The following is a 23,528-nucleotide window of genomic DNA, read 5'->3' on the forward strand; positions in this document are numbered from 1 at the left end:
ATCATATTGTGATAATTAACCATATCACTAAACAATAATAAATAAACTTCATAATTCAGGCTAAGTTTGTATTATTCGTCTTAGCTTTGTTAATACTAAATACAAATGTATTTTATTAATAGGGATAATTGATATTCGTATTATTTATGAATTATGACCTTAGATATTCACAATAACTTTTATTCGATTATTTCTATTTGAGTGTTTCGCCCATATTTTTAAATAGTTTATATTGTAGAATAATTGAAGTATTGATATTTCCCAATAATTGAATGCACTCGTTTTAAATAAAGTCTGAAATAAAGACTAAAGTCGAGATTAAATAGGTTATACATAGATCATAAGCTTGTTAGAATAGATCATTAATAAAATGGAATTGGGTTTGTGGGATGCTAAAAAATATTTCAAATACAATCTTTTACTCACTGATCTTTGCAATGGGTGGTGCACCGACAATCGCATTGATGATTATTCAAGCGCAAACGACAGATCAAGCTGTGGTAAATAGTGCATTATTGGGATTAAGTGTCATTATTGCTTGTATTTTAGTACCGATTATTTTGCTTCAAAATGCAATTTTATTTGCAAAGCGAAAGAGTGTAGTACTTGATGAAAAAATTAAACCTTTGAGTAAAATTTATTTAATATTAAATGTTATTTGTCTTGTTTATTGGCTTGCCATTCAATTTTTTTAATATAAAACTTTACATAAATCCTATGAATTGGTTACTTTTATTATTTTAATCTACACAAGTTATTGAATATAATCACGTCATTGTGAAGTTCAAATTTTATTGTGGAGAAAACTATAATGAAGCACAAATTACTGTTGGGTTTATGCGTTGCTACAACTGTATCAATTTCGGGTTGTACAACCTTTGCAGATATGGCTGGTGCAGATTCAGCGACTTTGAATATGAGTGCTGCTCAAGGTTTTAATAAGACTGTGCAAGAAGCGCGTAGCAACAATACCTTAGATACTTCATCTGCGACCTACAAAAAAATTAATGCCGCGTTTATCCGATTAAAACCTTATGCGGATCAAATGAATCAAACAGGACAAAAGTTTAATTGGCAATTGGCTGTATTGAAATCAGACACCATCAATGCCTATGTAGCACCAGGTGGTAAGGTTGTGTTTTATACAGGTATTGTAAACAAACTGAACCTGTCTGAAGCTGAAGTTGCAGCAGTAATGGGTCATGAGATGACGCATGCTTTAGAAGAGCATTCTAAGCAAAAATTAGGTGCACAAGCTTTAACGAATTTAGCTGTTGGTATTGGCAAGTCATATGCAGGCAGCCAAATTGGTGAGCTCGGTAATGCTGCAATCGACTTGGGAAGTCAGGTTGGGGTAGGTTTACCTTATTCACGTAGCCTAGAAAGCCGTGCCGATGAAGGCGGTTTGATGATGATGGCGAAAGCAGGTTATAACCCGCAAGCATCAATTACATTGTGGGAAAAAATGGCAAAACAAGGTGGAGCTCAAGGTTCTGCATTATTGTCGACCCATCCATCTGATGCTGCTCGTATCAATGCAATGAAACAAGATTTACCTGCTGCAATGGCTGTTTATAGAGCACGTGGCGGAAAGTAATCAATTATATGATGATTGTTTTTTCATAATTCATCATGTTGACTAAAAACAAAAGGATGCCTAGGCATCCTTTTGTTTTTCAATTGTTTGAAATACACAGCATTTGAAGATAAAAGCGAACGCATTATCAAATAATCGTATATTCACATTGAAATATTTTAAACACTTGAATCAGAACTATAATTTATATCAAGAATTTACATCAAGGCGCTGGATTTGGCTGTTGTTGATGAATTGCATTAATTTCAGTCAAGATTTCCTCAGATAAGTCAATCTGGAATGCATCGATGTTTTCTTTTAACTGATCCATGGTCGTTGCACCAATAATCGTACTATCAACAAAAAATTGTTGCTTAATAAATGCTAAAGCCATTTGCGTCAAGCTTAAACCATGTTTTTCAGCAAGTAAGGCATATTGCTCAGTTGCCCATTCACTTTGTGTATTGGTATAACGACTAAAACGTGAAAATAAGCTAATTCGTCCGTCAGCAGGGCGAGCACCGTGACGATATTTTCCAGTTAAAAAGCCGAATGCGAGAGGAGAATATGCCAATAAGCCAACATTCTCATATTGCGCAATTTCAGCCATACCTATTTCATAAGTACGATTAAGCAAGTTATAAGGGTTCTGTACACTCACCACTTTTTCTAACCCAAGTTGCTCAGCTAAGTGTAGAAATTTCATGGTTCCCCAAGGGGTTTCATTGGAGAGTCCAATATGGCGAATTCGGCCCTTTTTAACTTCATTAGATAGCGCAATCAGCGTTTCTTCAAGTGGGGTGATATTCTCATTAAGCGCTGCATGCTGATTGGTGTAGCCTAGTGAGCCAAAGAAGTTAGTAGCACGTTGTGGCCAATGCAGTTGGTATAAGTCTATATAATCGGTTTGTAAGCGCTTGAGCGAGCCATCTAGTGCTGATTCAATTTCTGATGCGATAAATTTGGTATGGCCATCGCGAATTTGGCTACCACCTTGTTGTGGGCCTGCAATTTTTGTCGCTAAAATCAGTTTGTCGCGTTGTCCATTTTGAGCAAGCCAATTCCCAATAATGGTTTCAGTTGACCCTCGCGTTTCAGGTTTTGGTGGAACAGGATACATCTCGGCGGTATCCCAAAAATGAAGATTATGATCAAGTGCATAAGCCAATTGTTCAAAGGCTTGAGTTTGATTATTCTGTTCACCAAAAGTCATTGTACCTAGACAAATTTCTGGAACGATAAGATCAGATTGCCCTAAACGATTTGATTTCATTGAACATCCCTAGAATGATATTTTAAAAAATGTTGGAGAATAGAGGTAGACTCATCATAGCGTAAATTGACTTGTATCTGACCGCTAAAGAAAACGAAAGTATTATCTATATGTGATAAATTTGTTATTAATTCTTATATAAGTATTCATTTGAGGATCTAAGATTAAAAAAGCAAACTCGAAAGTTTGCTTTTTACATTGATTTAACTCACAACTGAGTGCTGATCTTAGTCCCAATCAAATATAGGATAAGGGGATACAGTGCTCGATTGAGTTTAAATGATTTTATTCGTCGTCGTTGTCAACGTCATCTTCAGAGAAAGTTGATTCTTCTAAAGACACATCAAAGATCAAAATCGCTTTACCATCAGTTTCGATCATGCCTTGTTCTTCAAGTGTTTTAAGAACACGGCCAACCATTTCACGTGAACAACCAACAATACGGCCAATTTCTTGACGAGTAATACGAATTTGACGACCATTTGGCAAGATCATTGCCTCAGGCTGGGAGGAAAGGTCGATTAAGCAACGTGCAATACGACCAGATACGTCAATAAATGCAAGATCTGTTACTTTGCGGGTTGTATTTTTTAAGCGACGAACAAGTTGTGCAAATACTGCATAGCTTAAGTCAGGATATTGTTTGCTAATTTCGTGGAAATTGTCATAAGAAATTTCAGCAATTTCACATACATCACGGGTTCTCACTTCCGCAGTACGTTGAGGGTTTTGCTCAAATAAACCCATTTCCCCAAAAAAATCCCCTGGGTTCAAATACGCAACAACAATTTCACGCTCGTCATCTTCGCGTAAAATAATTGAAACTGAACCTTTTAAAATTAAATACAGAGATTTTGACTCAGAACCTGCATCGATAATTGTAGATCGTTTTGGAAAACGATTGATGTGAGCTCTTTTGAGTAAAGCTTTGACTGACTCAGGTAATTGACCAGGAGACAAAGCATCTGTACTAAGTTGTGCAAAATTAGAAGGCATGCTTAAAAATTCCGAATTGGATAATAACTAGATCTTTTGATCTAAATTGAACTCGTCACGTAGAAGTAAAAGCAGTAGAGATGAAATTCCTTATCAACTCATTTTATGCTAGTGTACAGGTACCCTGTAAATTTATAGCTTTTTTTAGGTAGTTGCAATGCAAACTAGCGTTCATTGGTTAGAGAATGTTGCTTTTGAAGCAAAATCGGAGAGTGGTCATCAAATTGTAATGGATGGCTCTGCTGAATATGGCGGTGAAAACCGTGGTCCACGTCCTATGGAATTGATACTAATGGGACTTGGTGGGTGTGCTTCATTTGATATTGTGACTATTTTGAAAAAATCACGCCAAGATGTGACCGATGTTGTATGTCAACTTAAAGCCGAAAGAGCAGATACGATTCCTGCGGTATTCACAAAAATACACTTACATTTTGTAGTGACAGGTCGAGATGTTAAGGAAAAACAAGTAGCTAAGGCTGTTGAGCTGTCTGCTGAAAAGTATTGTTCAGCAAGTAAAATGCTATCTGATGGTGGTGTTGAAATTACCCACGACTTTGAAATTATTGCATTATAATTAACTGAGTTATAACTCTAATTTAAAAAGCCAATCTTGATATTGGCTTTTTTTTACGATTTTAAGATATAAAAATAATGACTGGTCAGACATAATTTTTTCAAATATAAATTATTACAAAATGTGTCTAAAAGTAAGCGAATTTACTTTTGGCTTATTTTTTTAAGCTAACTCAATTATTTTTATACTGATTTTGTATGATTTTCATTCGAAGTTTTTGTCGATTTCAACATGCTGTGTACGTTTTAATAAAAAAATTAAGAATGATTTTATGCGATGAATGCTATGAAAACTGTTCAATGAGCAAAGTTGGTGCATTTTTTTATATCGATGATTGATTCTTTTAGAGATGAAAAAATTTAGGCTGTCAATTCATAAATATACAAAAGGCTATGATTTGAACTTTTGGCAAATAAAGACTTGTCAATTTTTAACTATGTATCATAAGGTGAATAAGAATTAAACAAGCAATAATACGAAAAAAATATAAGACCAGTGTGAGTAATATTTAGATTTGTAGCTAAATCAGTAAGCGATTAGAGGATTAAATCATTTTTAGTTGATTTGCTATTAGAAAAAGGCGCTTAACCTTTTTCTAATTGATCAAGTTCATAAGTGAATAATGGCAATGCAAAACTTAGTAAGTCGTGATAATTACATCTGCTGGATGTTCTATGCCTTCCATGCTTTGTACTGCATGATTGGTAATTTTAACAATGGGCCAAGTCATCAATTTACAGTTCTGGCGTTGTAAAGCAGTATAATAAGTATCTGATTTAAGAAATACTTTATTTTCAGCAGCAGAATTAGGCATGAGCTGACGTTTTAGCCATTGTTCCTGTACTTGTGAATCTAAATAACGAATTGCCAATAAAGATTTAACACGATTGTTGAATAAACGACGATTTTTAATAATTAACGGGTGGGAAACCAATCTATGAATGCCTTTCTCAGTTTGCGGTAAAACGAAAGCAGGCTTAATTTGAAAGATTTTTACCGATTCTGCATGCTGTGTAATAAAGTCTAAATGAGTTGCTGTTGCCTGATTAGCACCAATAATTGCAACATTTAAGCCTGTAAAATTGATTTCTTTAATTTCACTCGCTGAAATTAGTGTCCCTGTATAATTTTTAAAAAACTCTGGTGTATTTTGAAAAAAACCGTCCCTTTGGCTTTTTTTCTTGGTGTGCATATCAATATCCTTTTTTGTTTTATTTCACAGCTTTTGGCTCTGATCCTTATTCATATCGCTAACGGAATTGTAGGTAAAGTTTTTTTTAAATCTTGACAGTCATTTTCATCGCAGTATCGTGATTGATACTTTACTAAGTATTTGAATATTCATAAATTATTATTGCAGCCTTGTGTAAATCAAAAGACAAATCCATAGAAAAGAAGAGATGAATAATTTGATTTATTTTACATTTATAGAATCTATCGCTTCATTGTATATGAAATATCAATTTTAAATAGGATTACAGATTGAGAATATTGAATAGTAAGTTTTGATCTATAGGCAAAGACTTGTCTAAATAGTACAAGTCTTTGCTTTGTGCTGATCAAGTAAGCTCTAAATAGATATCAACATTAATCTTCATACATTTCAGTTTCTTTAATTTCTAGTTGATTGATTCTTTGGTTAATTTCCAAGTTGTTATGGCTATTCTTATTTTTTAAATATTCCAAATCTCGGATGTTCTTTTGAACAGCAACAGCACCAAATAAACTCAACAAAAAGGCCATAATATAGAATCCTTTTTCACTCAGCGTCATGGTTGCATTCCATAAACCTAAAGCTAAGAGTATCAAGCAAATTGCTACGGAAGCCCAACACAGCCCATAATAAATAGCGGTGACTTGTTGACCTTCAAGTTTATCACGAACAATTTTTTGCAAAGAAACAGCGGAAAATAATCCATATAAAATTAAGATTAGATAATAACCTTTTTCATTCAATGCCATTTGCGCATTAAATAGACCAATACAGTAAGCAGTAGCACCAGCGAATAATGCGACCCAACTCACTGCAATGAATGCTGGTGTCGGCTTGTTGATATATTGATTCATTATTTTCCTTATTGATTTTACTGGTTTTTATTTAGTCCATTATGCCTATCTATAAATAAATGGTAAATGATTTCAAGATTGTTAATTTGTAAAGGATAAAGTGAGGTAGAAGTTTGCTATTTTTCTAATAAATTATTTTTAAATTAAAATGAGTGATACTTAAGCGTAGTGTATAAAAAAACCAAAATGAAACGAGGTGTTTCATTTTGGTAGAGAGGTAAATGTTATTCCGATTACTTATTTTTTTAAGTCCATCAACAAACTAAAGTTCTCTAAACGTTTATCTGTATCGTAAATATCACAAGTGAAAATAAACTCATCCACTTGGTATTTTTCTAACAATGATTCCAAACCTTTCTTCACTGTTTCAGGCGATCCAATTTGCGCCATCGCAAGAAAGTTTTGTACCGCCATTTTTTCGGAAACAGACCAGCGACCTTCCATAGAGTCAATTGGTGCTTTGAGTTTTAGGCTTTGTCCAGTCAGTAAAGCCAAAATACGTTGGTACACACTGGTCGCTAAATATTCAGCTTCCTCATCTGTTTGTGCAACGACAGTTGGAACACCCATAGAAACATGAGGCTTGTCTAAATATTCAGAAGGTTGGAAGTTGCCACGATATAACTGAATGGCTTGCCCTAACATTCTTGGTGCAAAATGTGAAGCAAATGAATAGGGTAGACCTAATCTTGCCGCAAGTTGTGCACTAAAAAGACTTGAGCCTAATAACCACACAGGAACATGTGTGCCTTGACCAGGTGTTGCTTTGATTCTCTGATTCGGTTGAGCATCTGCAAAGTAACTGAGAATTTCCAATACATCTTGTGGAAATTGATCCTCAGTTTCCTGACGGCCACGTCTTAGCGCGCGCATAGTCATTGGGTCTGTACCAGGCGCACGCCCTAAACCCAATTCAACACGATTAGGATAAAGTGTTGCTAATGTTCCAAACTGTTCTGCAACAACAAGTGGAGCATGATTAGGTAGCATAATGCCACCAGATCCGACACGAATCTTTTGGGTATTAGCCAAGATATAACCGAGTAATACGGCAGTTGCTGAACTTGCAATACCATCCATATTGTGATGTTCTGCGAGCCATAAACGTTCATAGCCAAGTTTTTCAGCATGTTGAGCCAATTCAAGAGCATGCTTTAATGAGAATTCGACATTTTGATCATCACGAACTGGTGCAAGCTCAAGAATTGAAAACTTCGTATCTTTGAGTTGAGTATCTGTTAAAGCGGTCATCGTTAGACTCTAAACCTAAGTAACTTTTATATCGATATAATACGATATGATTAAGTTTATGTATATCGAAAACTGTCGATATATTGTAATTGTTTTCAATTTTCCGCATGGGGTATGCATAAATAAAAATAAAGCACTCGAAGGTGCTTTATGAAATTTGGATCGATTCTTTTGTTTAGACAAAATATTAACGATTTTTATGGTTTTTGTACCAACCATAATGGTTACCATTGTCATGGCGAGAATTACGACCATTATAACGGTAACTATTGTTACGATAACCTTTGCTATTATAACGACGGTCATAACGGTCATCGTATCGGCGATCATAGCTGTCGTCATAACGATCATCATAGCGACGATCTGCACTGACTTTTTTACCCAGTGCCGCACCACCAGCCGCACCTAAGCCTGCGCCTACATAACCGCCTGTAGATGTTCCTGTGACATTTCGGCCAACAGTATAACCACCAGCACTACCCAGCGCACCACCGATAATCGCACCTGTACGGTCTCGTTTATTGGTTGAAGCACCTGCACCTGCACCACCACCGATTGCCGAACCAATCATTGCACCTGTTGAACCACCCATTTGTTGTCCAATCGCTGCACCCGCAATACCACCAAGGGCAGAAGTTAAAGCAACACGACTGGTATTATCTGCATGTGCTGTAGTCATCATTGTGGCTGCAATTACTGTTGCGCCAAGAATTGCTTGTAATTTCATTTTCAAACTCCTGTCGAAGCTTCTTCGTATTTTTGAACTTGAGTTTAGAATATAGAAATATGTTGCAATAATTATGGATAGCAACGTAACAAAGTGATTTGTTTCGTTTCTGGATTGTATTTTTGGCTTGTTAATTTCTACATGATTTGATTCTCGATGTATGTACGATGCTTAAAAAACTTGAAGTCATACAAAACAAATGATGAATATAAGATGAATTTAATAGGTAAGTGCCTGCGCAAAAGATATTTTAGAATTTTAGCTATGCCATTTTATGATTAAATTAGAAATATTACGATTGATAAAAACACAGTTTGATAGGTATAAAATAGTGATCATTTTCATGCGACTTTTAAGAAAATATATCAAACCGTAGAGTAATATTTTAAGCTTGATGATGATAATTACATTTTCTTAATAATTGATTTATTAAAAATATTAGGAATAAATGAAAAATACTAAAAAAGCACCCGAAGGTGCTTTTCACATGCATAACTTGCATATTACATAACTTAGTGGTTATGACGACGGTGTTTTTTGTAGTACTTTTTATTGTACTTACGTTGATCTGCATGACGGTCTTCAGAAACTTTTTTACCGAGTACTGAACCACCCGCAGCACCTGCAGCAGCACCAATGTATCCACCTGTAGAACCACCCATTTGTTTACCTACAGCATAACCACCTACACCACCTAAACCACCACCGATAGCAGCTGCTGTACGGTCATGTTTATTGGTCGCAACCGCTGCACCACCAGCACCACCTACGGCAGAACCGATCATTGCACCTGTATTACCACCCATTTGTTTACCTACAGCAGTACCAACAACACTACCTAAAGCTGAAGTTGCTGCGATTCGAGTTGAGTTGTCAGCGTGGGCACTCATTGTAAACATAGATGAAACTGTCAATGCAGTCGTCATTAAGATTGTATTAAATTTCATATGTTTCTCCATGTCCTATTCTTTGGACAGCTCTGTCTCTATTCGATGAGGTAAATGTAACAAAAATATTTTCTGAGAAAATGGAGATGTATTCATAAATTGATAGTGTTTAGTATCTGAATGTATGCTTTCTATTAAAATTGCCGTTTAAACGTGCAGATTTTCAATAAAAAGTAGAAAACATGGAGAAAATAACATTCATCTTTAAATAAAAAATGTTTTGGCACGTCTAAATGCAGAGCCTTGTGCAATAGTTGCTGTATTTAAAGGGCAGAATCGGTAAACTATGCACAATTATAGAATTTTCTTTGTCTGTGGCTATTTATCTACATAGCCATAGGCCAAGGCTTAGATTGAGAATGTATTTAAAATGAAAGAATCGTTACGTCTACGATTAGATCAACTCTGTGATCGACATGAAGAGTTAGAAGCATTATTGGCAGATGTCGAAGTGATTTCAGACAATAAACGTTTCCGTAATTTGTCACGTGAACATAATGATTTAACAGAAATTACTGATGTTTGGAAAAAGTATAAACAAGCTGAAGACGATATAGAAACAGCCGAAGCGATGTTGTCAGATCCTGATTTTAAGGAAATGGCTGTGGAAGAAATTAAAGAGAATAAAGCTTTAATTGAACAACTTGAAGCTGATTTGAATATTCTCATGATTCCTAAAGATCCGAATGATGCCAACTCGGCTTATTTGGAAATTCGTGCAGGAACGGGTGGCGATGAAGCTGCAATCTTCTCAGGCGATTTATATCGTATGTATAGTAAATATGCTGAATCACAAAGCTGGCGTATTGAAGTATTGTCTGAAAATGAAGGTGAACACGGTGGCTATAAAGAAATCATTTGCCTTGTCAGTGGCGAAGGGGTTTATGGACGTCTGAAATTTGAAAGTGGCGCACACCGTGTGCAACGTGTTCCTGCGACTGAGTCACAAGGTCGTGTACATACTTCGGCATGTACTGTCGCTATTCTGCCTGAAGTTGATGTGGATACTACGGTTGATATTAACCCTGCCGATTTGCGTATTGATACTTACCGTGCATCGGGTGCAGGTGGTCAGCACATTAACAAAACAGATTCTGCTGTACGTATTACCCATATTCCAACAGGAACAGTGGTTGAATGTCAGGATGAGCGTTCGCAACATAAAAACAAAGCCAAAGCACTGGCTTTGTTGGCGTCACGTTTGGAAAATGCGAAACGTGCGGCTGCGGATGCTGCAACTTCTGAAATGCGCCGTGATTTAGTCGGTTCAGGAGATCGTTCGGAACGTATCCGTACATATAACTACCCACAAGGGCGTATGACTGATCATCGTATTAACTTAACTCTATATAAGTTAGATGCTGTGATGGAAGGTGATTTGACCGAATTACTGGACAGTTTACACCGCGAATATCAAGCCGATCAGTTGGCATTACTTGCACAACAAAATGGTGGTTAATGAATATTGCACAGGCTTTAGCCTTACGTGGAGAAGTTGAGAGTTATGAGCGTCAAGAAAATGCTTGGTTACTTGAGCATATTTTAAAGATTGATGCTTTTGATTTATCACTTAAATCTGCGCAAGAACTCACAGCAGAGCAAGAGCAAGATTATGTAAATGGATTAGCTCGAATTGCAGCAGGTGAGCCTTTGGCTTATGTCACAGGTTCTCAACCTTTTTGGACATTAGATCTGACTGTGACAAAGGATACTTTAGTGCCTCGTCCAGATACTGAAGTGCTTGTTGAAACGGTACTACGTCTTGATTTACCAGAGGATACGCGAGTTGTTGACTTGGGTACTGGAACGGGAGCGATTGCATTATCTCTTGCAAGTGAGCGTCCAAATTGGTCTGTTACTGCAACAGATATTTATGAGCCGACTTTAGAAGTTGCACTACATAATGCTGAAAAACATGATTTAACGCAGGTTAAATTCTTTTTAGGCAGTTGGTTTAATGCATTGAATCGTCAATATTTTGATTTGATTGTATCGAATCCGCCTTATATTGATGCAAAAGATGAGCATATGCTGAATTTAGCATCTGAGCCTGAGCGAGCTTTAGTTGCAGACCGACAAGGTTTGGCTGATATTGAACATATTATCCAACAAGGTAAAAAATGGTTAACTGTGCAAGGTTGGATTGTGGTTGAGCATGGTTATGACCAAGCTGAAGCCGTGTGTAATATCTTTAAAGGTGCAGGATTTAAAGAGGTCAGAACGGTAAAAGATTATGGTGGCAATGATCGTGTAACTTTAGGTCGTTGGATGCAATAACCCCATTCAAATCACTTAATTTTTTGCATATTTGCTTATTCATGTTGTAATTTTACTGTGATAAGAGCCTTGTTGATTGCATATTAACAAGGCTTTTTTTTATGTATGTAAATCAAGTATGCGTGATGTATTCAACGTATTCCAAAAAGGGAGTGTATGTGCTTGTGCATTAAGAAAGATTGTTATTCACAGCATGAATGGGTTCTAAAAGCGGTTCGCCTAAAGAACTCAACATTTCTCTTTCAACTAAGCGAGTAATGGCATCTAAAGGAAGATCATTTTCCTGTAAACCAAAAGGTTCTTCCAGTTGTGCGCTGAGCGTATCTAATCCTAAGAATAAATAAGCAATTAATCCGACTAAAACAGGTGTCCATATACCTAAACTGACTTCTAAGCTAAAAGGAAGAATTAGACAGAAACAATAGACGGTACGATGTAATAAAACGGAATAAGAATAGGGTAAAGGTGTACTGATAATTCGGTCACAGCCTGCTTGAATATGCCCTAATTCTCTAATGTGTTGATTTAAACTTTGGTAAATAATGTCAGAAGTTTCACCTGTTTTTAGTGATAGAACGAGTGACTTTTGAATTTCTTCTAAAACAAATTGTGGTGCATTGATATGTGTGGCTAAAGCAGTGAAGGTTTGCTCATCAAAAGCAACTTTATCACGATAAAATTCAATGGATTGGTTCTGATCTCTAAGATGATTTCGCAGTAAGCATGTAAATAACATCACCCGATACATTAAAATTTTACGATGTGAATCGCTTAATACATGCGTATCACGAGTAAGATGGCGTGAGGTTGCAATTAATGCACCCCATAGTTTGCGTCCTTCCCACCAGCGGTCATAACATGCTGTATTTCTAAAACTAAGGAAGATAGATAAAATGATTCCAGATACTGTAAAACCAATCGCAGGTACAGTCGGGCCTGAAAAATAATGGTGGGTAGATAAATAGACCAATAATGTCGAAATAAAAATAACAAGTGCGAGTGCCGGTAATACTTTGGGCAGAATCGTACCGTGCCAAGCAAAGAGGAGTGCAAAGCTATTACTTTTATCGCGAATGATCATAGGGTCTACCTTATATTGCGATGATAGTGTTTCATAGACAAAGAATAAGATGCAAGTATTTCCTCGAGGGATTCAATGACATAGAATGATAAAGACAGAATTTAAAATAATAGCAAGCTATGGTGTATTCAAAATTTTTTATAATGAACACAATTAATTTGACCATAGCCATTTTAGTTCGAAGTGGAAATGTAGATTGTAGCGGTGATGGATGTTTGGGCTTAGTCCTATTCAGTATTCCAGTGTTGATCGCTTTGTTTTATGTTTGCTTTAATTTCATAAAAATTATATTCGGGAGTAAAGAAAAAGTGCCCTTCAAAATGAACAGCGTTGGCAAAGATTATTTGCATTGTTATTCTTTGGATTGAGCTATTTAGCACTATTAATCCATTATAAATATTAGGACACTAATCAATAAAAAAGCAGCCACTTTGGCTGCTTTTTGCATAAAGGATTCAACTGGGTTGAATCGATTATATTGGATAGCCTTCTAAACTATCAGCAATATGTACTTGGTTTAAAGCATTGGTTTCAAGTGCAAGACAAAGTGCAACGATTTTTGCTGTATCTGCAATGTTTTCTTGTTGCATTGCAAAGCCTGTTTGAATCGCTTGTAAGCGGTCTTGATTGATATCAAGCGCTTGAGCAATTTCTTGAGCATCATTGGTTGCAAAAAACTGATGAATTGCATGATCGAAATCATGATTTGAGGTTTTTAAAATACCTTCAATGAGTTCATCTAAATGCTCAGTTTGAGCAGAAAGGGAATCGACAAAGTTTTGAACTAGGTTTTGGTCTAGTACATCAATCATCTTAAGCATGGTCGTGACCTAAAGGCTGATTAAAGGGGAGGAGTTACAGCAGAATGAGCAAAATAGTTGCTCTGAATTGTGTGAAAAATATACCAATTGTAGATAAAAAGCAATCTTTGTCGGATAGGCTGTAACTATGTTGAACGTATAAAAAATGATTTTTTATAAAAGTGAAATGAAAACAATATTCTATTTTAAATCCAAAAAATGACTAGGTTGGTTAAAATTTTTAAAGAATCTTAAGCTCACGATAAGCACCCGGACTTACACCTGTCCATTTCTTAAAAGCACGGTGAAAAGCACTTGGTTCTTGAAAATGTAGTTGTTCGCTGATCTCCTGCAAGGTGTGAGAAGACTTACACAATAAATCGATCGCTAAATCTCTACGAATGTCATTCTTTAATTGTTGGTAGCTGATGCCTTCATTTTTTAAACGCCGTTGAATGGTAGCTTCTGAAATATTGAGTTGTTGAGCCAATTCACTCAGCTCACACCATTCCGCAGGGGGGACAGACAGTAATTGTTTACGAATCATTGAACTTAAAGCATGCGGGTTTTTAAATCGAAGCAACAGGTTTTCAGGTGTATTTCGAATAAAATCATACCAAGACTTCTTGTCACGTTTTATCTGGATATTTAAATAATTCGCATCAAATTGCAGATAATGATTATCTGCTTGATAACTGATTTTCTCACAAAAACGCACGCGATAATCTAAATCATCAATAGGTTGAGTGCATTTTAATCGCATGTGATTGAGTAAGATACGTTGATCAGCTAGCCAACAAATTAGACTATGAACGAGCATAAAATAAGTTGCATAGCAAAACATGCGTTTGGTTTGTAATTTATCTGTAATGACGATGTATGCATAATTCTCATCGATGATTAATTTACTGTGAAAATCATCCAGAATAAAATTAAAATATTGCAGAATTTGCTCAATGGCGGTACTTAATGTATCTGCATGCATCACCATTTTAGAGAGTAATTTATAACTGCCACGGCGCATTGGATGTGAATCCATGCCAAAAAATTCATCATTCATTTGATTGGCAATTTCAGTCCAGAGCCTTGCATAAGCGGGTACTGAGATACGGGCCTTCGGTGAATGTAGCAATTCAAATGGAATTTCAGCTTTATATAAAATTTGTTGGAGATCAAAACCCTTTTCTTCTACATGAAATAAAGCTTCATGCACCAAAGCCATAGAAATACTGCCTTTGTATTCACTGAATTGTTGATTGTTCACAGCCCATTCCATTATCTTGTGAAATGCTTTTGCAAAAGCGATTTTAAAATTGTCCAAATCCATCATAAAGGATGCAACTTTTGGAAATTGTACTCAAACTTGTCTCGGTTTAATCTGCATCTTAAGTCTATTTATATTTTATTTAAACCATATCGACATCGACTCAAACAGTGAATAGGAATAAAAAATGAAAATTGAAGGAAAAGTTTTTGTTGTGACTGGTGGTGCATCAGGGCTTGGTGCCGCTACAGCAACGCATTTAATTGGCAAAGGCGCAAAAGTGATTATGGTCGATATGAATCATGCACTTGGTGAGGAAATGCAAAAGCGTTTGGGAGAAAAATCTAAATTTGTTCAACTGGATGTGACAGACGAAGTTGCAGTAGAGCAGTTTTTTAAAAATGTAGAACAAGATTATGGTCAATTAAATGGCTTAATCAATTGTGCAGGAATTGGGCCTTCTGCGAAAGTATTGGGTAAGAATGGTATCCACGCATTAGATGCATTCCAAAAAGTATTAAATATTAACGTGACGGGTACATTCAATATGTTGCGCTTTGCGGCAGATGTAATTTCACGTTATGAATTGAAGGCTGGTGAAGAGGATCGTGGGGTCATCGTAAATACGGCTTCTGTTGCAGCTTTTGATGGTCAGATTGGTCAAGTAGCTTATGCAGCATCGAAAGGTGCTGTGGTTGCGATGACTTTACCTTTGGCGCGTGAATTGGCGCAACACGCAATTCGAGTAATGACTATTGCCCCTGGAATCATGGAAACGCCAATGCTAAAAGGCTTACCTGAAAAAGTGCAGGATGCATTAGGTGCAATGGTGCCATTTCCTCCACGCTTAGCTAGACCTGAAGAATTTGCTCATTTGGTGGGTCATATTTGTGAAAATAATTATTTGAATGGTGAAACGATTCGTTTAGATGGTGCAATTCGTATGCAACCTAAATAATTACTGAATATTCACGGATCAAGTTAGCTAAATCTTAAATATCACTACATTTAGGATTTAGCTAATGATCTTTAAAATTCTAATTTAAAATCAATATTTATCTAATTTTCAATATGTGAATAGCGCATATTGGCGAAGCTATGCTTTGATCTTATTCACAAATATTTTTATATCGCAGCCTGTTTAAATTTGCTGAGGAAGGATGCTCACATGATTCTAAATGAACAACAAAAAATGGTTCAGGAAATGATGCGAAATTACTCGCAGAATAAATTAAAACCCACAGCAGCTGAGCGTGATAAAACTTCAAAATTTCCAGCCCAAGAACTCAAAGCGTTGGGTGAGCTTGGTGCATTAGGAATGACCGTTGCAGAGCAATGGGGTGGTGCAGGTTTAGATTACATTTCACTGGTTGCTGCTATTGAAGAAATTGCAGCAGGTGATGGCGCAATCTCGACCATTGTTAGTGTCCAAAATTCATTACCGTGTGGAATTATTCAAAAATATGGTACTGAACAACATAAACAGGACTATTTAACCAAACTCGCTACAGGAGAATGGTTAGGATGTTTTTGTTTAACTGAACCTCAAGCAGGATCAGATGCAGGGGCTTTGTTATGTAAAGCTGAGCGTGATGGTGATCATTGGGTGATTAATGGAACCAAGCAATTTATTACCACAGGGCAAAACGCACAGCTTGCGATTGTATTTGCAATCACAGATAAGACTGCGGGCAAAAAAGGGATTTCATGTTTTATTGTCCCGACTGATACAGAAGGCTATATCGTTTCTCGTATTGAAGACAAAATGGGACAACATTGTTCAGATACAGCAACGATTATCTTTGAAAATTGCAGAATTCCAGCCGAAAATCTACTCGGCAAAGAAGGTGAAGGATACAAAATTGCATTGTCTAATCTTGAATCTGGGCGTATCGGTATTGCTTCGCAGTGTGTAGGCATGGCACGAGCGGCCTTGGATGCAGCCGTAGAATATGCCAATCAACGGAAATCCTTTGGTGTTGAATTGGTACAACATCAAGCGGTTGCATTTAGATTGGCAGATATGGCGACACAAATCGAAGCAGCACGGCAATTAATTTATCATGCAGCCAGTTTAAAGGATGCAGGTTTACCGTGTTTAAAAGAAGCGTCTATGGCTAAACTTTTTGCTTCTGAAATTGCAGAAAAAGTATGTTCAGACGCGATTCAAATTCATGGTGGCTATGGCTATGTCTCTGATTTTCCAGTAGAGCGTATATATCGTGATGTACGGGTAAGCCAAATTTATGAAGGTGCTTCTGATATTCAACGTTTGGTGATTGCAAGAGCTGTGATTAATAACTGAACATTTTTATTGAATAAATAACGTCAGTTCGGGATAAACTTTAATGTAAGTTATTGAAAAGATAGATCAAGCACAACGGAGTCTTACCGTTTAAAGTCAAAAGCAAGGATTAACCTTCGGTTCGACCTGAGAGGTATTACCTCGCAAGGCTTTCGGGAAAAGTAGGCAAAACCATTTGTCAGTCGCCAACTCGACAAATATTATCAAGTACCTAATATATTGCAAAAACAGTATATTGCAGATCTTGCGGAATGTATTCCTCATGCCTCGAACAATGCGACTGACGTTTCCGCGTATCATATAGTTGGGAACATATCTTATCTCGAACTCAGGTTAAATAAACACACCAACCCCCGAAGATCAGCGCAGGCTGATCTTTTTTTACTCAAAAATGAGTGTTCAAAAGCTGCAACACAATTGAGGTATTTGGAAATTGTCAGTGTTTTATAAACATGGTTATCTATGGTTATAGGAACAGAAGCTTGCTGAATGATTCAGCATTTTCAATAAAAAGCTAGAAAGCGAAATATGGAACGACAAATCACGATGATTTGTTCAATAAAAGCAAGGGTATTGCCATGAAAACACTAGAACAAGCGTATCAAGCATTTGATTATGAAAGACTCATCAATGAACAATTGGTTGGAAATCCTCAATCGATCAATGCTTATGTAGAATGTTGCCAACGTTTTATGGGTTTAAATAAAACTGCTTTAATTTGGGAAGGTAAAAACGGTGAGTCTTCCCAGTGGACATTTGAGCAATTGGATGAAGCTTCAGGAAAATTAGCCAACTATTTTCAATCAGTCGGCTTAAAAACAGGTGATTGTATTGCAGGCTTATTGCCTCGTACACCTGAATTACTCATTACCATTTTAGCGACATGGCGTATTGGCGCAATTTATCAACCTTTATTTACCGCTTTTGAATCTAAAGCCATTGAACATCGTATTGAAACTGCTCAAACACAATTGATTGTGACCAATGAAGAACAACGTGTAAAGCTTAATCAGATTGATATTCCACATATTTTAACAGTCTATCAGGCAGGAACTACACCGCAACCTGATGCCAATTTTTGGCAAGAAATAGAGCTGCAATCAGCTAAATGTAATCCAGTTATGCTGACTTTTGAAGATGATTTTTTAATGATGTTTACTTCAGGAACTACAGGTTTAGCAAAATCTGTGCCTGTACCATTAAAAGCGATTTTGGCATTTAAAGAATATATGCGTCATGCAGTGGATTTACGTGAAGAAGATTCATTTTGGAATTTGGCAGATCCAGGTTGGGCTTATGGTCTGTACTACGGTATCACTGGGCCTTTAGGTTTGGGGCATAGCATTATTATGGATGAACGTCCATTCAGTGTGGATAATGCCCTACAAATAATCAAAAAGTATAAAGTGAGTAATTTAACAGGTTCTCCTACCGCATTTCGTATGTTCTTTGGATTTAAAGAAAAGTTTGATGCTTCTATCAAGGAGCATTTAAGAGTGGTGAGTAGTGCAGGTGAGCCATTAACACCTGAAGTGATTCATTGGTTTAAACATGATTTAGATGTCAATATTTACGATCAATATGGACAAACTGAATTGGGTATGGTGATTGGAAATCATCACGCTTTAGCGCATCCGATTAAAATTGGTTCAGCAGGTTTTGCGAATCCAGGGCATCGTTTTGCAGTATTAAATGCACAAAATGAAGAAGTTGAACGAGGTGAGATAGGAATGTTGGCTATCGATTTCTCACAATCTCCATTAACATGGTTTAAAGGCTATGGTGGAAATAATCGTAAATCATTTGTAGGGAACTATTATTTAACAGGTGATACGGTTCGTTTAAATGATTTGGGTGGTGTAGATTTTATCGGACGTGTAGATGATGTCATTACAACGTCAGGCTATCGAGTGGGGCCATTTGATGTCGAAAGTACCTTACTGGAATGCGTTGAAGTTTTAGAATCAGCGGTGATTGGTAAGCCTGATCCTGAACGCACTGAAATTGTTAAAGCATTTGTCGTCCTTAAACCGCAATATTCTGCATCTGAGCAGTTAAGTAGCAAACTGCAAGACTATGTACGTTCTCGTTTATCGAAACATGCATATCCAAAAGAAATTGAGTTTGTAGACAGTCTACCGAAGACTTCAAGTGGTAAGATTCAACGTAATTTACTCAAACAGCAAGAAATTGCAAAAATGCAGCAAATTCAACAAATCAGTTAGTTTCTAATTGTTCGTTCAAGTTTGTGTAAGTTCTATGCTTTGCACCCGAAAGGGTGCTTTTTTATTGTGTTAAATAATCAGCGTGTAATAGATTTTATTTTATAGTTTGATTTTATTAATAAAAATATAAGGTCATGTAAAGTGAATATTTTATATAACTTATTTATCCGATATGATTTTTACGATACGAGATTCACTTAATCCTTTATTTTTAAAACGATCATAGAGCTCAAAGCAGACATGTTGTTTGCTTTGTAAGCGAGGTAAAGTTTCATCAAAATCAAAGTAACGAATATAACCAGACGAATCCATCACAACGGCAAGGCGTTCAAATGTAGATCGATGTCGAATTTTATATGTTTTATATTGCTTAACAACGCCACATTCTACAGATTTAATCGGAGTCTGAGTTGGACTTAAAAAAGATGCGCCACACATCAGTACAATTCCAGGAATTAGACTTAAAAAAGATAGAATTTTTTGGTTATCCTTATTCTGAATTTTGTCATAAAAAAATAAGTGAGCAAAAATAGGTAAGGCAACGATAGAAATTAGCCCCAAAAGTAATAATAAATCACTCATCATTTCTTCAATTGTTTCAATGAATAAGTAGCATAATATTGAACGGGTAGATTAATCAATACACTGGAATCATTTCAAACGATCGATTTTCAGCGTAGCTATTTATTTTATTTGTAATGTAAGGAACGATCATTATTTCAAATCGTTATTTGCAATAAACATTCAAAAAGTAAAAATTTGCCTTGTATTAAAAATAATCACTTTTTATTTGCACTCTGTGTTAAATCATATAGACTTTAGTCTGATAAGAATCACAAATTCAATATAGGTATATGCGCAAAAGGATTGCAGCATGTTAATGACTTTATGTATCGTTATTGTTTTGGTATTTTTGGTGATCTGCGCATGGAGTGCATTCGAAATTTATTTAGAGAAGCGGAAAAAGCCAACAACAACGTATAAACAAATTTCTCAAACTACAGATGAGAATCAATAATTTAATTCAAACAGGGTCACAATGCTTAAAAATTATGCATATCAATAATCTTGCTTTTAAAGTTCTTGTAATTCAATTCTAATTTCGCTAGTATTCTTTCTCGAAAATACTTGAAACACCAGTATTTATAGGGCCTGTAGCTCAGTTGGTTAGAGCAGCGGACTCATAATCCGTTGGTCGACAGTTCAAGTCTGTCTGGGCCCACCATATAAAACAACCACTTAGGTGTACTAATCCTAAGTGGTTTTTTTGTTTTTGTATTCTAGTAAGCAAATGGTAAGCAGCTTAAATCAACATTATTCTTAACTGGTTTTGTTGTATAAAGACTTGAAAAATAGAATTTCCTGTAGTTACTCAAATTTAAGTGACAACATGGGTATGGAGGCGATCTAATTCTGGCATGGCTTAATAACAATTTAAGTCAATACTTTGAGATACGAATTATGATGTATATGATCCCATTTTTTAGATCAGTTTATTACAAGTTTCTACGTAAGCGTCCGCTGAACCTCATAGTTATTTTTTAATTAAGTTAGATTTCCAGCAGTGTGGTCATAATTCATCTAGTCGGAACACTTTATGTGTTGACAGCCTTTTTAGCATATCACTTAAATAGGCATAGGAATCCAATCCCTTCAGCTTTGCTGACTGAATGAGGCGTATCATATTAGCCGCTCACTTACAACTGCGCAGCGAGTCAGTAAACAACCAGTTCTTACGCCCCAAGGCCTACGGACACATCTGATTTTCGATCCCTTACGAAGTAATGCTTCTTAGGTTGATTGGTAAGTTACCATCAACCAGATAGCGGTAGAGTGCCTGCCAGCGTTTTAAGCTGTAGTTGATCGTTCGAACAGTTAGAGAACTCGATAGCCGCGTTAGATGGTGTTGGTTGAGCCATTAATACAGTTGTTGCATGATCGGTTGACTATGTTGTTGACAGTAGTGGCATGAATCCGCTGATTGACAGCGGTTTCATGCAGCCACCGGCCAATAGGGGGCCATTGGTAACAATCAACATCTAACAGTAAACTCGAAGTCTTCAAGCTTGCTTTTAATAACACAATAAAGCTTGATTTGAGGTATCCATTAAAGCGTTCAACTTTATCTTGATTTGTGCAGAGTAGCGCTTACATATGCTGGGGCGAAAGCCATATTTTTTAGCACAGTCGAGCAGTTTAGGGTTTCAGTATGGTGACTGGTTATAATGTTGCAAGATATTCCCTTAAGATCGATCCTGACCTTTCCTAGATATCCAAGCTCTAAAATTTCTTGGTAGAGTACAACGGCAGGAATCCATTCAGGATAAGGAGTATTTACGCGTTCAAGAAAATAAGGTTTATATGAGTCAAGAATACTTATTCTAGGTTGTAAGCCGATACTGTAGTGTGGACTTTTGCTGTAAATATTTACGCACGGTATTTTTAGATTCCGCAAGTTCTCAACTCATTACCTTAAATAAACCTTGTTTATACAGTGTTTAAACTGTAACTTCTTGCTCCAAAGTTAACATATTTGAGCAGTTCCAAATGACTACTATATTAACTTAGTGGCAGTTTTTAAATGCCGTTATAGGGATATTTTACACTGCCGCTAAAATATTATAATTAAACCTAATTGATATATTAACTTAACCTATTGAGATGTTGTCATAATGGGGTTAATTAATTGTATGATAAATTTTAGGTATAAGCTTATTCATTAGGAAATTGTACTTTTAAATAATCTGGTTTGAGCACCATGGCAAAAAAATTCTGATTACTAAATGATAATTAAAATTATGTGTTTAATATAATAGTTTTTTTATAAAATTTCATTTACTCAATAAGATTGTGAATATTTTTTATTAGTTTTTAAAAATTATAAATTTATATATTTTATTGATTGATATTTTAAATTTAATAAGAAAGTGGATAATGAATTGAGATTTATAAGGTGGTTATGTATGGTAATTCTTCGGAATTGAGTGGTGTTGAAGATAGATGTGATTGACTGTCCTTAAGAAGGTACTCGTTTGACTTTTGTTGTTTCATACTTTTTTTAAAAATATCTTATATAAATCAATATTATAATTGTTTTGTTAATTTTTAAAATTTTATTTAGTAGTATAGGATCATAAAAAAATCAGATATATATATATAAATTAATTAAAAAATTTAGTTTTATGTAAATGTATTAAACCAGATATCTTAATCAACATGAAACATAAAGTTAAACAAATTACTCAAGATAGATTATTGCTATCTACTAGTGAGGCTGCTCGTTTATTAGGGTATGCAGAACAAACATTACGTAAATGGGCATTGTATGAAAACGGACCAATAAGTCCTATTAGGCATGGTCGCAGTCTTCGATGGAGTAAAGCAGAAGTCTATAAATTTGCTTGTGTCAAAGAAGAAGTCTAGAAAAATTGAGATAGTTTTTCATGCTATTGGCGTTCACTCTATTTAGAGGTAAAAAGCACACAATAACAAGAAATACTATCTCATCCATAAAATTTATATACCTATTTTTTAAGAAATATCATCAGCTTAAATTGGATTTAGATTTAGGCTCTAGGCTTGTCATGCTCAAAAAAAGTCTTAATGAAATTTTTATAGGGTAGGATTTGGAGTTAATAATGTCCAAAAAATATTCAAAATCAAAGCAAAAAGTCAAACATCGTAGTACGAGTCACTCGAAGATTGTGGTTGAAAAAACTCAATTGGACATACTTAAGACTGTACTTAATCAAACTGGCTCTAGTGTAACCCTGCAAAAGAAGGTCCAAGGCCAAATACTTACTTCAATTGCAAAACGAATCAGTGACGATCTTGAATGTTTTAAAACAGCATGTGCTTATTTACCGGATTCGATCAAGCAAGATCAGAAGGTTTGGGTTGAGGCTCAAACAAGTTATGTTTTTTGGTTCGAGCTTTTTCATTATTTAAAAAGTGCTTCAATTAAGAAGGAATCAAGAAATTATTTGTTTAACAGGATTTTTGAATATTTAAACCAAAAAGATAAGATGGAAATAAGGTTTTATATTAATAAGGAGGTGTTTAAAAAACGTGGATATTCTAATCATGAGAAATTATATAAAAGTGATTTTGTGAAATTTTTTAAATTGCCTAAGAATTTCAATGAATATTAAGAGTTATTTTG

22 protein-coding genes, 1 tRNA gene and 2 pseudogenes are annotated in these 23,528 nt (G+C 35.7%); 12 read left to right on the forward strand and 13 right to left on the reverse strand.

All coding sequences use genetic code 11. The features are described 5' to 3' along the window. Positions 1-389 precede the first annotated feature (389 nt). A complete protein-coding gene (locus GGG_RS0100840; protein WP_010111282.1) occupies positions 390-695 on the forward strand; it encodes a hypothetical protein in 306 nt (101 codons plus the stop codon). Between the two features lie 116 nt (positions 696-811). Next, complete coding sequence (locus tag GGG_RS0100845) at positions 812-1,597, forward strand: M48 family metallopeptidase (protein WP_010111283.1); 786 nt, start codon at positions 812-814, stop codon at positions 1,595-1,597. Between the two features lie 202 nt (positions 1,598-1,799). Here the strand turns inward: GGG_RS0100845 and GGG_RS0100850 are convergent, their stop codons facing one another. After that, on the reverse strand, positions 1,800-2,849 hold the full coding sequence (locus GGG_RS0100850; RefSeq protein WP_010111284.1) for an NADP(H)-dependent aldo-keto reductase: 1,050 nt from the start codon (positions 2,847-2,849) through the stop codon (positions 1,800-1,802). A 285-nt stretch (positions 2,850-3,134) separates the two neighbouring features. Next, positions 3,135-3,845: a cAMP-activated global transcriptional regulator CRP gene (gene crp / locus GGG_RS0100855; protein WP_010111285.1), complete on the reverse strand. Its 711-nt coding sequence runs from the start codon at positions 3,843-3,845 to the stop codon at positions 3,135-3,137. A gap of 157 nt (positions 3,846-4,002) precedes the next feature. On the opposite strand from crp, the gene GGG_RS0100860 reads away from it, so the two are divergent. Beyond that, on the forward strand, positions 4,003-4,422 hold the full coding sequence (locus tag GGG_RS0100860) for an OsmC family protein (protein WP_010111287.1): 420 nt from the start codon (positions 4,003-4,005) through the stop codon (positions 4,420-4,422). A 637-nt stretch (positions 4,423-5,059) separates the two neighbouring features. Here GGG_RS0100860 and GGG_RS0100865 read toward each other — a convergent pair. The 5 genes from GGG_RS0100865 to GGG_RS0100885 form a co-directional block, all read right to left on the reverse strand. Beyond that, the gene (locus GGG_RS0100865) at positions 5,060-5,614 is read right to left on the reverse strand and encodes a hypothetical protein (RefSeq protein ID WP_010111289.1); all 555 of its coding nucleotides are present in this window, start codon (positions 5,612-5,614) and stop codon (positions 5,060-5,062) included. A 395-nt stretch (positions 5,615-6,009) separates the two neighbouring features. Next, positions 6,010-6,489 carry an inner membrane protein YiaA gene (gene yiaA / locus GGG_RS0100870; RefSeq protein WP_010111290.1) on the reverse strand — a complete coding sequence of 160 codons (480 nt, stop codon included), beginning with the start codon at positions 6,487-6,489 and terminating at the stop codon, positions 6,010-6,012. A gap of 237 nt (positions 6,490-6,726) precedes the next feature. After that, positions 6,727-7,740: an LLM class flavin-dependent oxidoreductase gene (locus tag GGG_RS0100875; protein WP_010111291.1), complete on the reverse strand. Its 1,014-nt coding sequence runs from the start codon at positions 7,738-7,740 to the stop codon at positions 6,727-6,729. A gap of 187 nt (positions 7,741-7,927) precedes the next feature. Continuing rightward, positions 7,928-8,467: a glycine zipper domain-containing protein gene (locus GGG_RS0100880; RefSeq protein WP_010111292.1), complete on the reverse strand. Its 540-nt coding sequence runs from the start codon at positions 8,465-8,467 to the stop codon at positions 7,928-7,930. Positions 8,468-8,979: 512 nt separating this feature from the next. Beyond that, positions 8,980-9,414, reverse strand: coding sequence for a hypothetical protein (locus GGG_RS0100885; protein ID WP_010111293.1), 435 nt, complete (start codon positions 9,412-9,414; stop codon positions 8,980-8,982). A gap of 370 nt (positions 9,415-9,784) precedes the next feature. On the opposite strand from GGG_RS0100885, the gene prfA reads away from it, so the two are divergent. Then, positions 9,785-10,873, forward strand: coding sequence for a peptide chain release factor 1 (gene prfA / locus GGG_RS0100890; protein ID WP_010111294.1), 1,089 nt, complete (start codon positions 9,785-9,787; stop codon positions 10,871-10,873). Then, entirely contained in the window at positions 10,873-11,691 is an 819-nt protein-coding gene (prmC, locus tag GGG_RS0100895) for a peptide chain release factor N(5)-glutamine methyltransferase (protein WP_010111296.1), read from the forward strand. Before prfA ends, prmC begins: the two co-directional genes overlap by 1 nt. A gap of 169 nt (positions 11,692-11,860) precedes the next feature. Here the strand turns inward: prmC and GGG_RS0100900 are convergent, their stop codons facing one another. The 3 genes from GGG_RS0100900 to GGG_RS0100915 form a co-directional block, all read right to left on the reverse strand. After that, the gene (locus GGG_RS0100900; protein WP_010111298.1) at positions 11,861-12,772 is read right to left on the reverse strand and encodes a bestrophin family protein; all 912 of its coding nucleotides are present in this window, start codon (positions 12,770-12,772) and stop codon (positions 11,861-11,863) included. Between the two features lie 473 nt (positions 12,773-13,245). Beyond that, entirely contained in the window at positions 13,246-13,593 is a 348-nt protein-coding gene (locus tag GGG_RS0100910; RefSeq protein WP_010111300.1) for a hypothetical protein, read from the reverse strand. A 220-nt stretch (positions 13,594-13,813) separates the two neighbouring features. Then, positions 13,814-14,848 carry an AraC family transcriptional regulator gene (locus GGG_RS0100915; RefSeq protein ID WP_029574379.1) on the reverse strand — a complete coding sequence of 345 codons (1,035 nt, stop codon included), beginning with the start codon at positions 14,846-14,848 and terminating at the stop codon, positions 13,814-13,816. 175 nt (positions 14,849-15,023) lie between these two features. Between GGG_RS0100915 and GGG_RS0100920 the strand changes: the two genes are divergently transcribed. The 3 genes from GGG_RS0100920 (at position 15,024) to GGG_RS0100930 (ending at position 19,366) form a co-directional block, all read left to right on the forward strand. Continuing rightward, on the forward strand, positions 15,024-15,794 hold the full coding sequence (locus GGG_RS0100920; RefSeq protein ID WP_010111304.1) for a 3-hydroxyacyl-CoA dehydrogenase: 771 nt from the start codon (positions 15,024-15,026) through the stop codon (positions 15,792-15,794). A gap of 210 nt (positions 15,795-16,004) precedes the next feature. Continuing rightward, the gene (locus GGG_RS0100925) at positions 16,005-17,141 is read left to right on the forward strand and encodes an acyl-CoA dehydrogenase family protein (RefSeq protein WP_010111306.1); all 1,137 of its coding nucleotides are present in this window, start codon (positions 16,005-16,007) and stop codon (positions 17,139-17,141) included. Positions 17,142-17,719: 578 nt separating this feature from the next. Next, positions 17,720-19,366 carry an AMP-binding protein gene (locus tag GGG_RS0100930; RefSeq protein WP_010111308.1) on the forward strand — a complete coding sequence of 549 codons (1,647 nt, stop codon included), beginning with the start codon at positions 17,720-17,722 and terminating at the stop codon, positions 19,364-19,366. Between the two features lie 159 nt (positions 19,367-19,525). Here GGG_RS0100930 and GGG_RS0100935 read toward each other — a convergent pair whose 3' ends face one another. Beyond that, entirely contained in the window at positions 19,526-19,948 is a 423-nt protein-coding gene (locus tag GGG_RS0100935; RefSeq protein WP_010111311.1) for a hypothetical protein, read from the reverse strand. Between the two features lie 292 nt (positions 19,949-20,240). Between GGG_RS0100935 and GGG_RS20975 the strand changes: the two genes are divergently transcribed. Both GGG_RS20975 and GGG_RS0100945 read left to right on the forward strand, forming a co-directional pair. After that, on the forward strand, positions 20,241-20,384 hold the full coding sequence (locus GGG_RS20975) for a hypothetical protein (RefSeq protein ID WP_157998072.1): 144 nt from the start codon (positions 20,241-20,243) through the stop codon (positions 20,382-20,384). Between the two features lie 130 nt (positions 20,385-20,514). Next, positions 20,515-20,591 (forward strand) — tRNA-Ile (locus GGG_RS0100945). A 345-nt stretch (positions 20,592-20,936) separates the two neighbouring features. Here the strand turns inward: GGG_RS0100945 and GGG_RS20550 are convergent. Further along, positions 20,937-21,329: pseudogene (locus GGG_RS20550) on the reverse strand (transposase); the annotation flags it as partial. Then, positions 21,326-21,861: pseudogene (locus GGG_RS20555) on the reverse strand (IS21 family transposase); the annotation flags it as partial. The pseudogenes GGG_RS20550 and GGG_RS20555, both read right to left, overlap by 4 nt. A gap of 721 nt (positions 21,862-22,582) precedes the next feature. Here GGG_RS20555 and GGG_RS0100950 point away from each other — a divergent pair. Together GGG_RS0100950 and GGG_RS0100960 are read left to right on the forward strand one after the other, a co-directional pair. After that, complete coding sequence (locus tag GGG_RS0100950; protein ID WP_010111312.1) at positions 22,583-22,789, forward strand: helix-turn-helix domain-containing protein; 207 nt, start codon at positions 22,583-22,585, stop codon at positions 22,787-22,789. Between the two features lie 215 nt (positions 22,790-23,004). Continuing rightward, on the forward strand, positions 23,005-23,517 hold the full coding sequence (locus GGG_RS0100960; protein ID WP_010111314.1) for a hypothetical protein: 513 nt from the start codon (positions 23,005-23,007) through the stop codon (positions 23,515-23,517). Positions 23,518-23,528 lie beyond the last annotated feature (11 nt).

Source organism: Acinetobacter sp. P8-3-8 (genome assembly GCF_000214135.1).
Taxonomy (GTDB): Bacteria; Pseudomonadota; Gammaproteobacteria; order Pseudomonadales; family Moraxellaceae; genus Acinetobacter.

Bases quoted from the DNA above. Each gene is read 5' to 3' on its own strand.
- GGG_RS0100840 (WP_010111282.1), top strand. From the start codon at position 390: ATGCTAAAAAATATTTCAAATACAATCTTTTACTCACTGATCTTTGCA.
- GGG_RS0100845 (WP_010111283.1), top strand. From the start codon at position 812: ATGAAGCACAAATTACTGTTGGGTTTATGCGTTGCTACAACTGTATCA.
- GGG_RS0100850 (WP_010111284.1), bottom strand. From the start codon at position 2,849: ATGAAATCAAATCGTTTAGGGCAATCTGATCTTATCGTTCCAGAAATT.
- crp (WP_010111285.1), bottom strand. From the start codon at position 3,845: ATGCCTTCTAATTTTGCACAACTTAGTACAGATGCTTTGTCTCCTGGT.
- GGG_RS0100860 (WP_010111287.1), top strand. From the start codon at position 4,003: ATGCAAACTAGCGTTCATTGGTTAGAGAATGTTGCTTTTGAAGCAAAA.
- GGG_RS0100865 (WP_010111289.1), bottom strand. From the start codon at position 5,614: ATGCACACCAAGAAAAAAAGCCAAAGGGACGGTTTTTTTCAAAATACA.
- yiaA (WP_010111290.1), bottom strand. From the start codon at position 6,489: ATGAATCAATATATCAACAAGCCGACACCAGCATTCATTGCAGTGAGT.
- GGG_RS0100875 (WP_010111291.1), bottom strand. From the start codon at position 7,740: ATGACCGCTTTAACAGATACTCAACTCAAAGATACGAAGTTTTCAATT.
- GGG_RS0100880 (WP_010111292.1), bottom strand. From the start codon at position 8,467: ATGAAATTACAAGCAATTCTTGGCGCAACAGTAATTGCAGCCACAATG.
- GGG_RS0100885 (WP_010111293.1), bottom strand. From the start codon at position 9,414: ATGAAATTTAATACAATCTTAATGACGACTGCATTGACAGTTTCATCT.
- prfA (WP_010111294.1), top strand. From the start codon at position 9,785: ATGAAAGAATCGTTACGTCTACGATTAGATCAACTCTGTGATCGACAT.
- prmC (WP_010111296.1), top strand. From the start codon at position 10,873: ATGAATATTGCACAGGCTTTAGCCTTACGTGGAGAAGTTGAGAGTTAT.
- GGG_RS0100900 (WP_010111298.1), bottom strand. From the start codon at position 12,772: ATGATCATTCGCGATAAAAGTAATAGCTTTGCACTCCTCTTTGCTTGG.
- GGG_RS0100910 (WP_010111300.1), bottom strand. From the start codon at position 13,593: ATGCTTAAGATGATTGATGTACTAGACCAAAACCTAGTTCAAAACTTT.
- GGG_RS0100915 (WP_029574379.1), bottom strand. From the start codon at position 14,848: ATGGAATGGGCTGTGAACAATCAACAATTCAGTGAATACAAAGGCAGT.
- GGG_RS0100920 (WP_010111304.1), top strand. From the start codon at position 15,024: ATGAAAATTGAAGGAAAAGTTTTTGTTGTGACTGGTGGTGCATCAGGG.
- GGG_RS0100925 (WP_010111306.1), top strand. From the start codon at position 16,005: ATGATTCTAAATGAACAACAAAAAATGGTTCAGGAAATGATGCGAAAT.
- GGG_RS0100930 (WP_010111308.1), top strand. From the start codon at position 17,720: ATGAAAACACTAGAACAAGCGTATCAAGCATTTGATTATGAAAGACTC.
- GGG_RS0100935 (WP_010111311.1), bottom strand. From the start codon at position 19,948: ATGAGTGATTTATTATTACTTTTGGGGCTAATTTCTATCGTTGCCTTA.
- GGG_RS20975 (WP_157998072.1), top strand. From the start codon at position 20,241: ATGTTAATGACTTTATGTATCGTTATTGTTTTGGTATTTTTGGTGATC.
- GGG_RS0100950 (WP_010111312.1), top strand. From the start codon at position 22,583: ATGAAACATAAAGTTAAACAAATTACTCAAGATAGATTATTGCTATCT.
- GGG_RS0100960 (WP_010111314.1), top strand. From the start codon at position 23,005: ATGTCCAAAAAATATTCAAAATCAAAGCAAAAAGTCAAACATCGTAGT.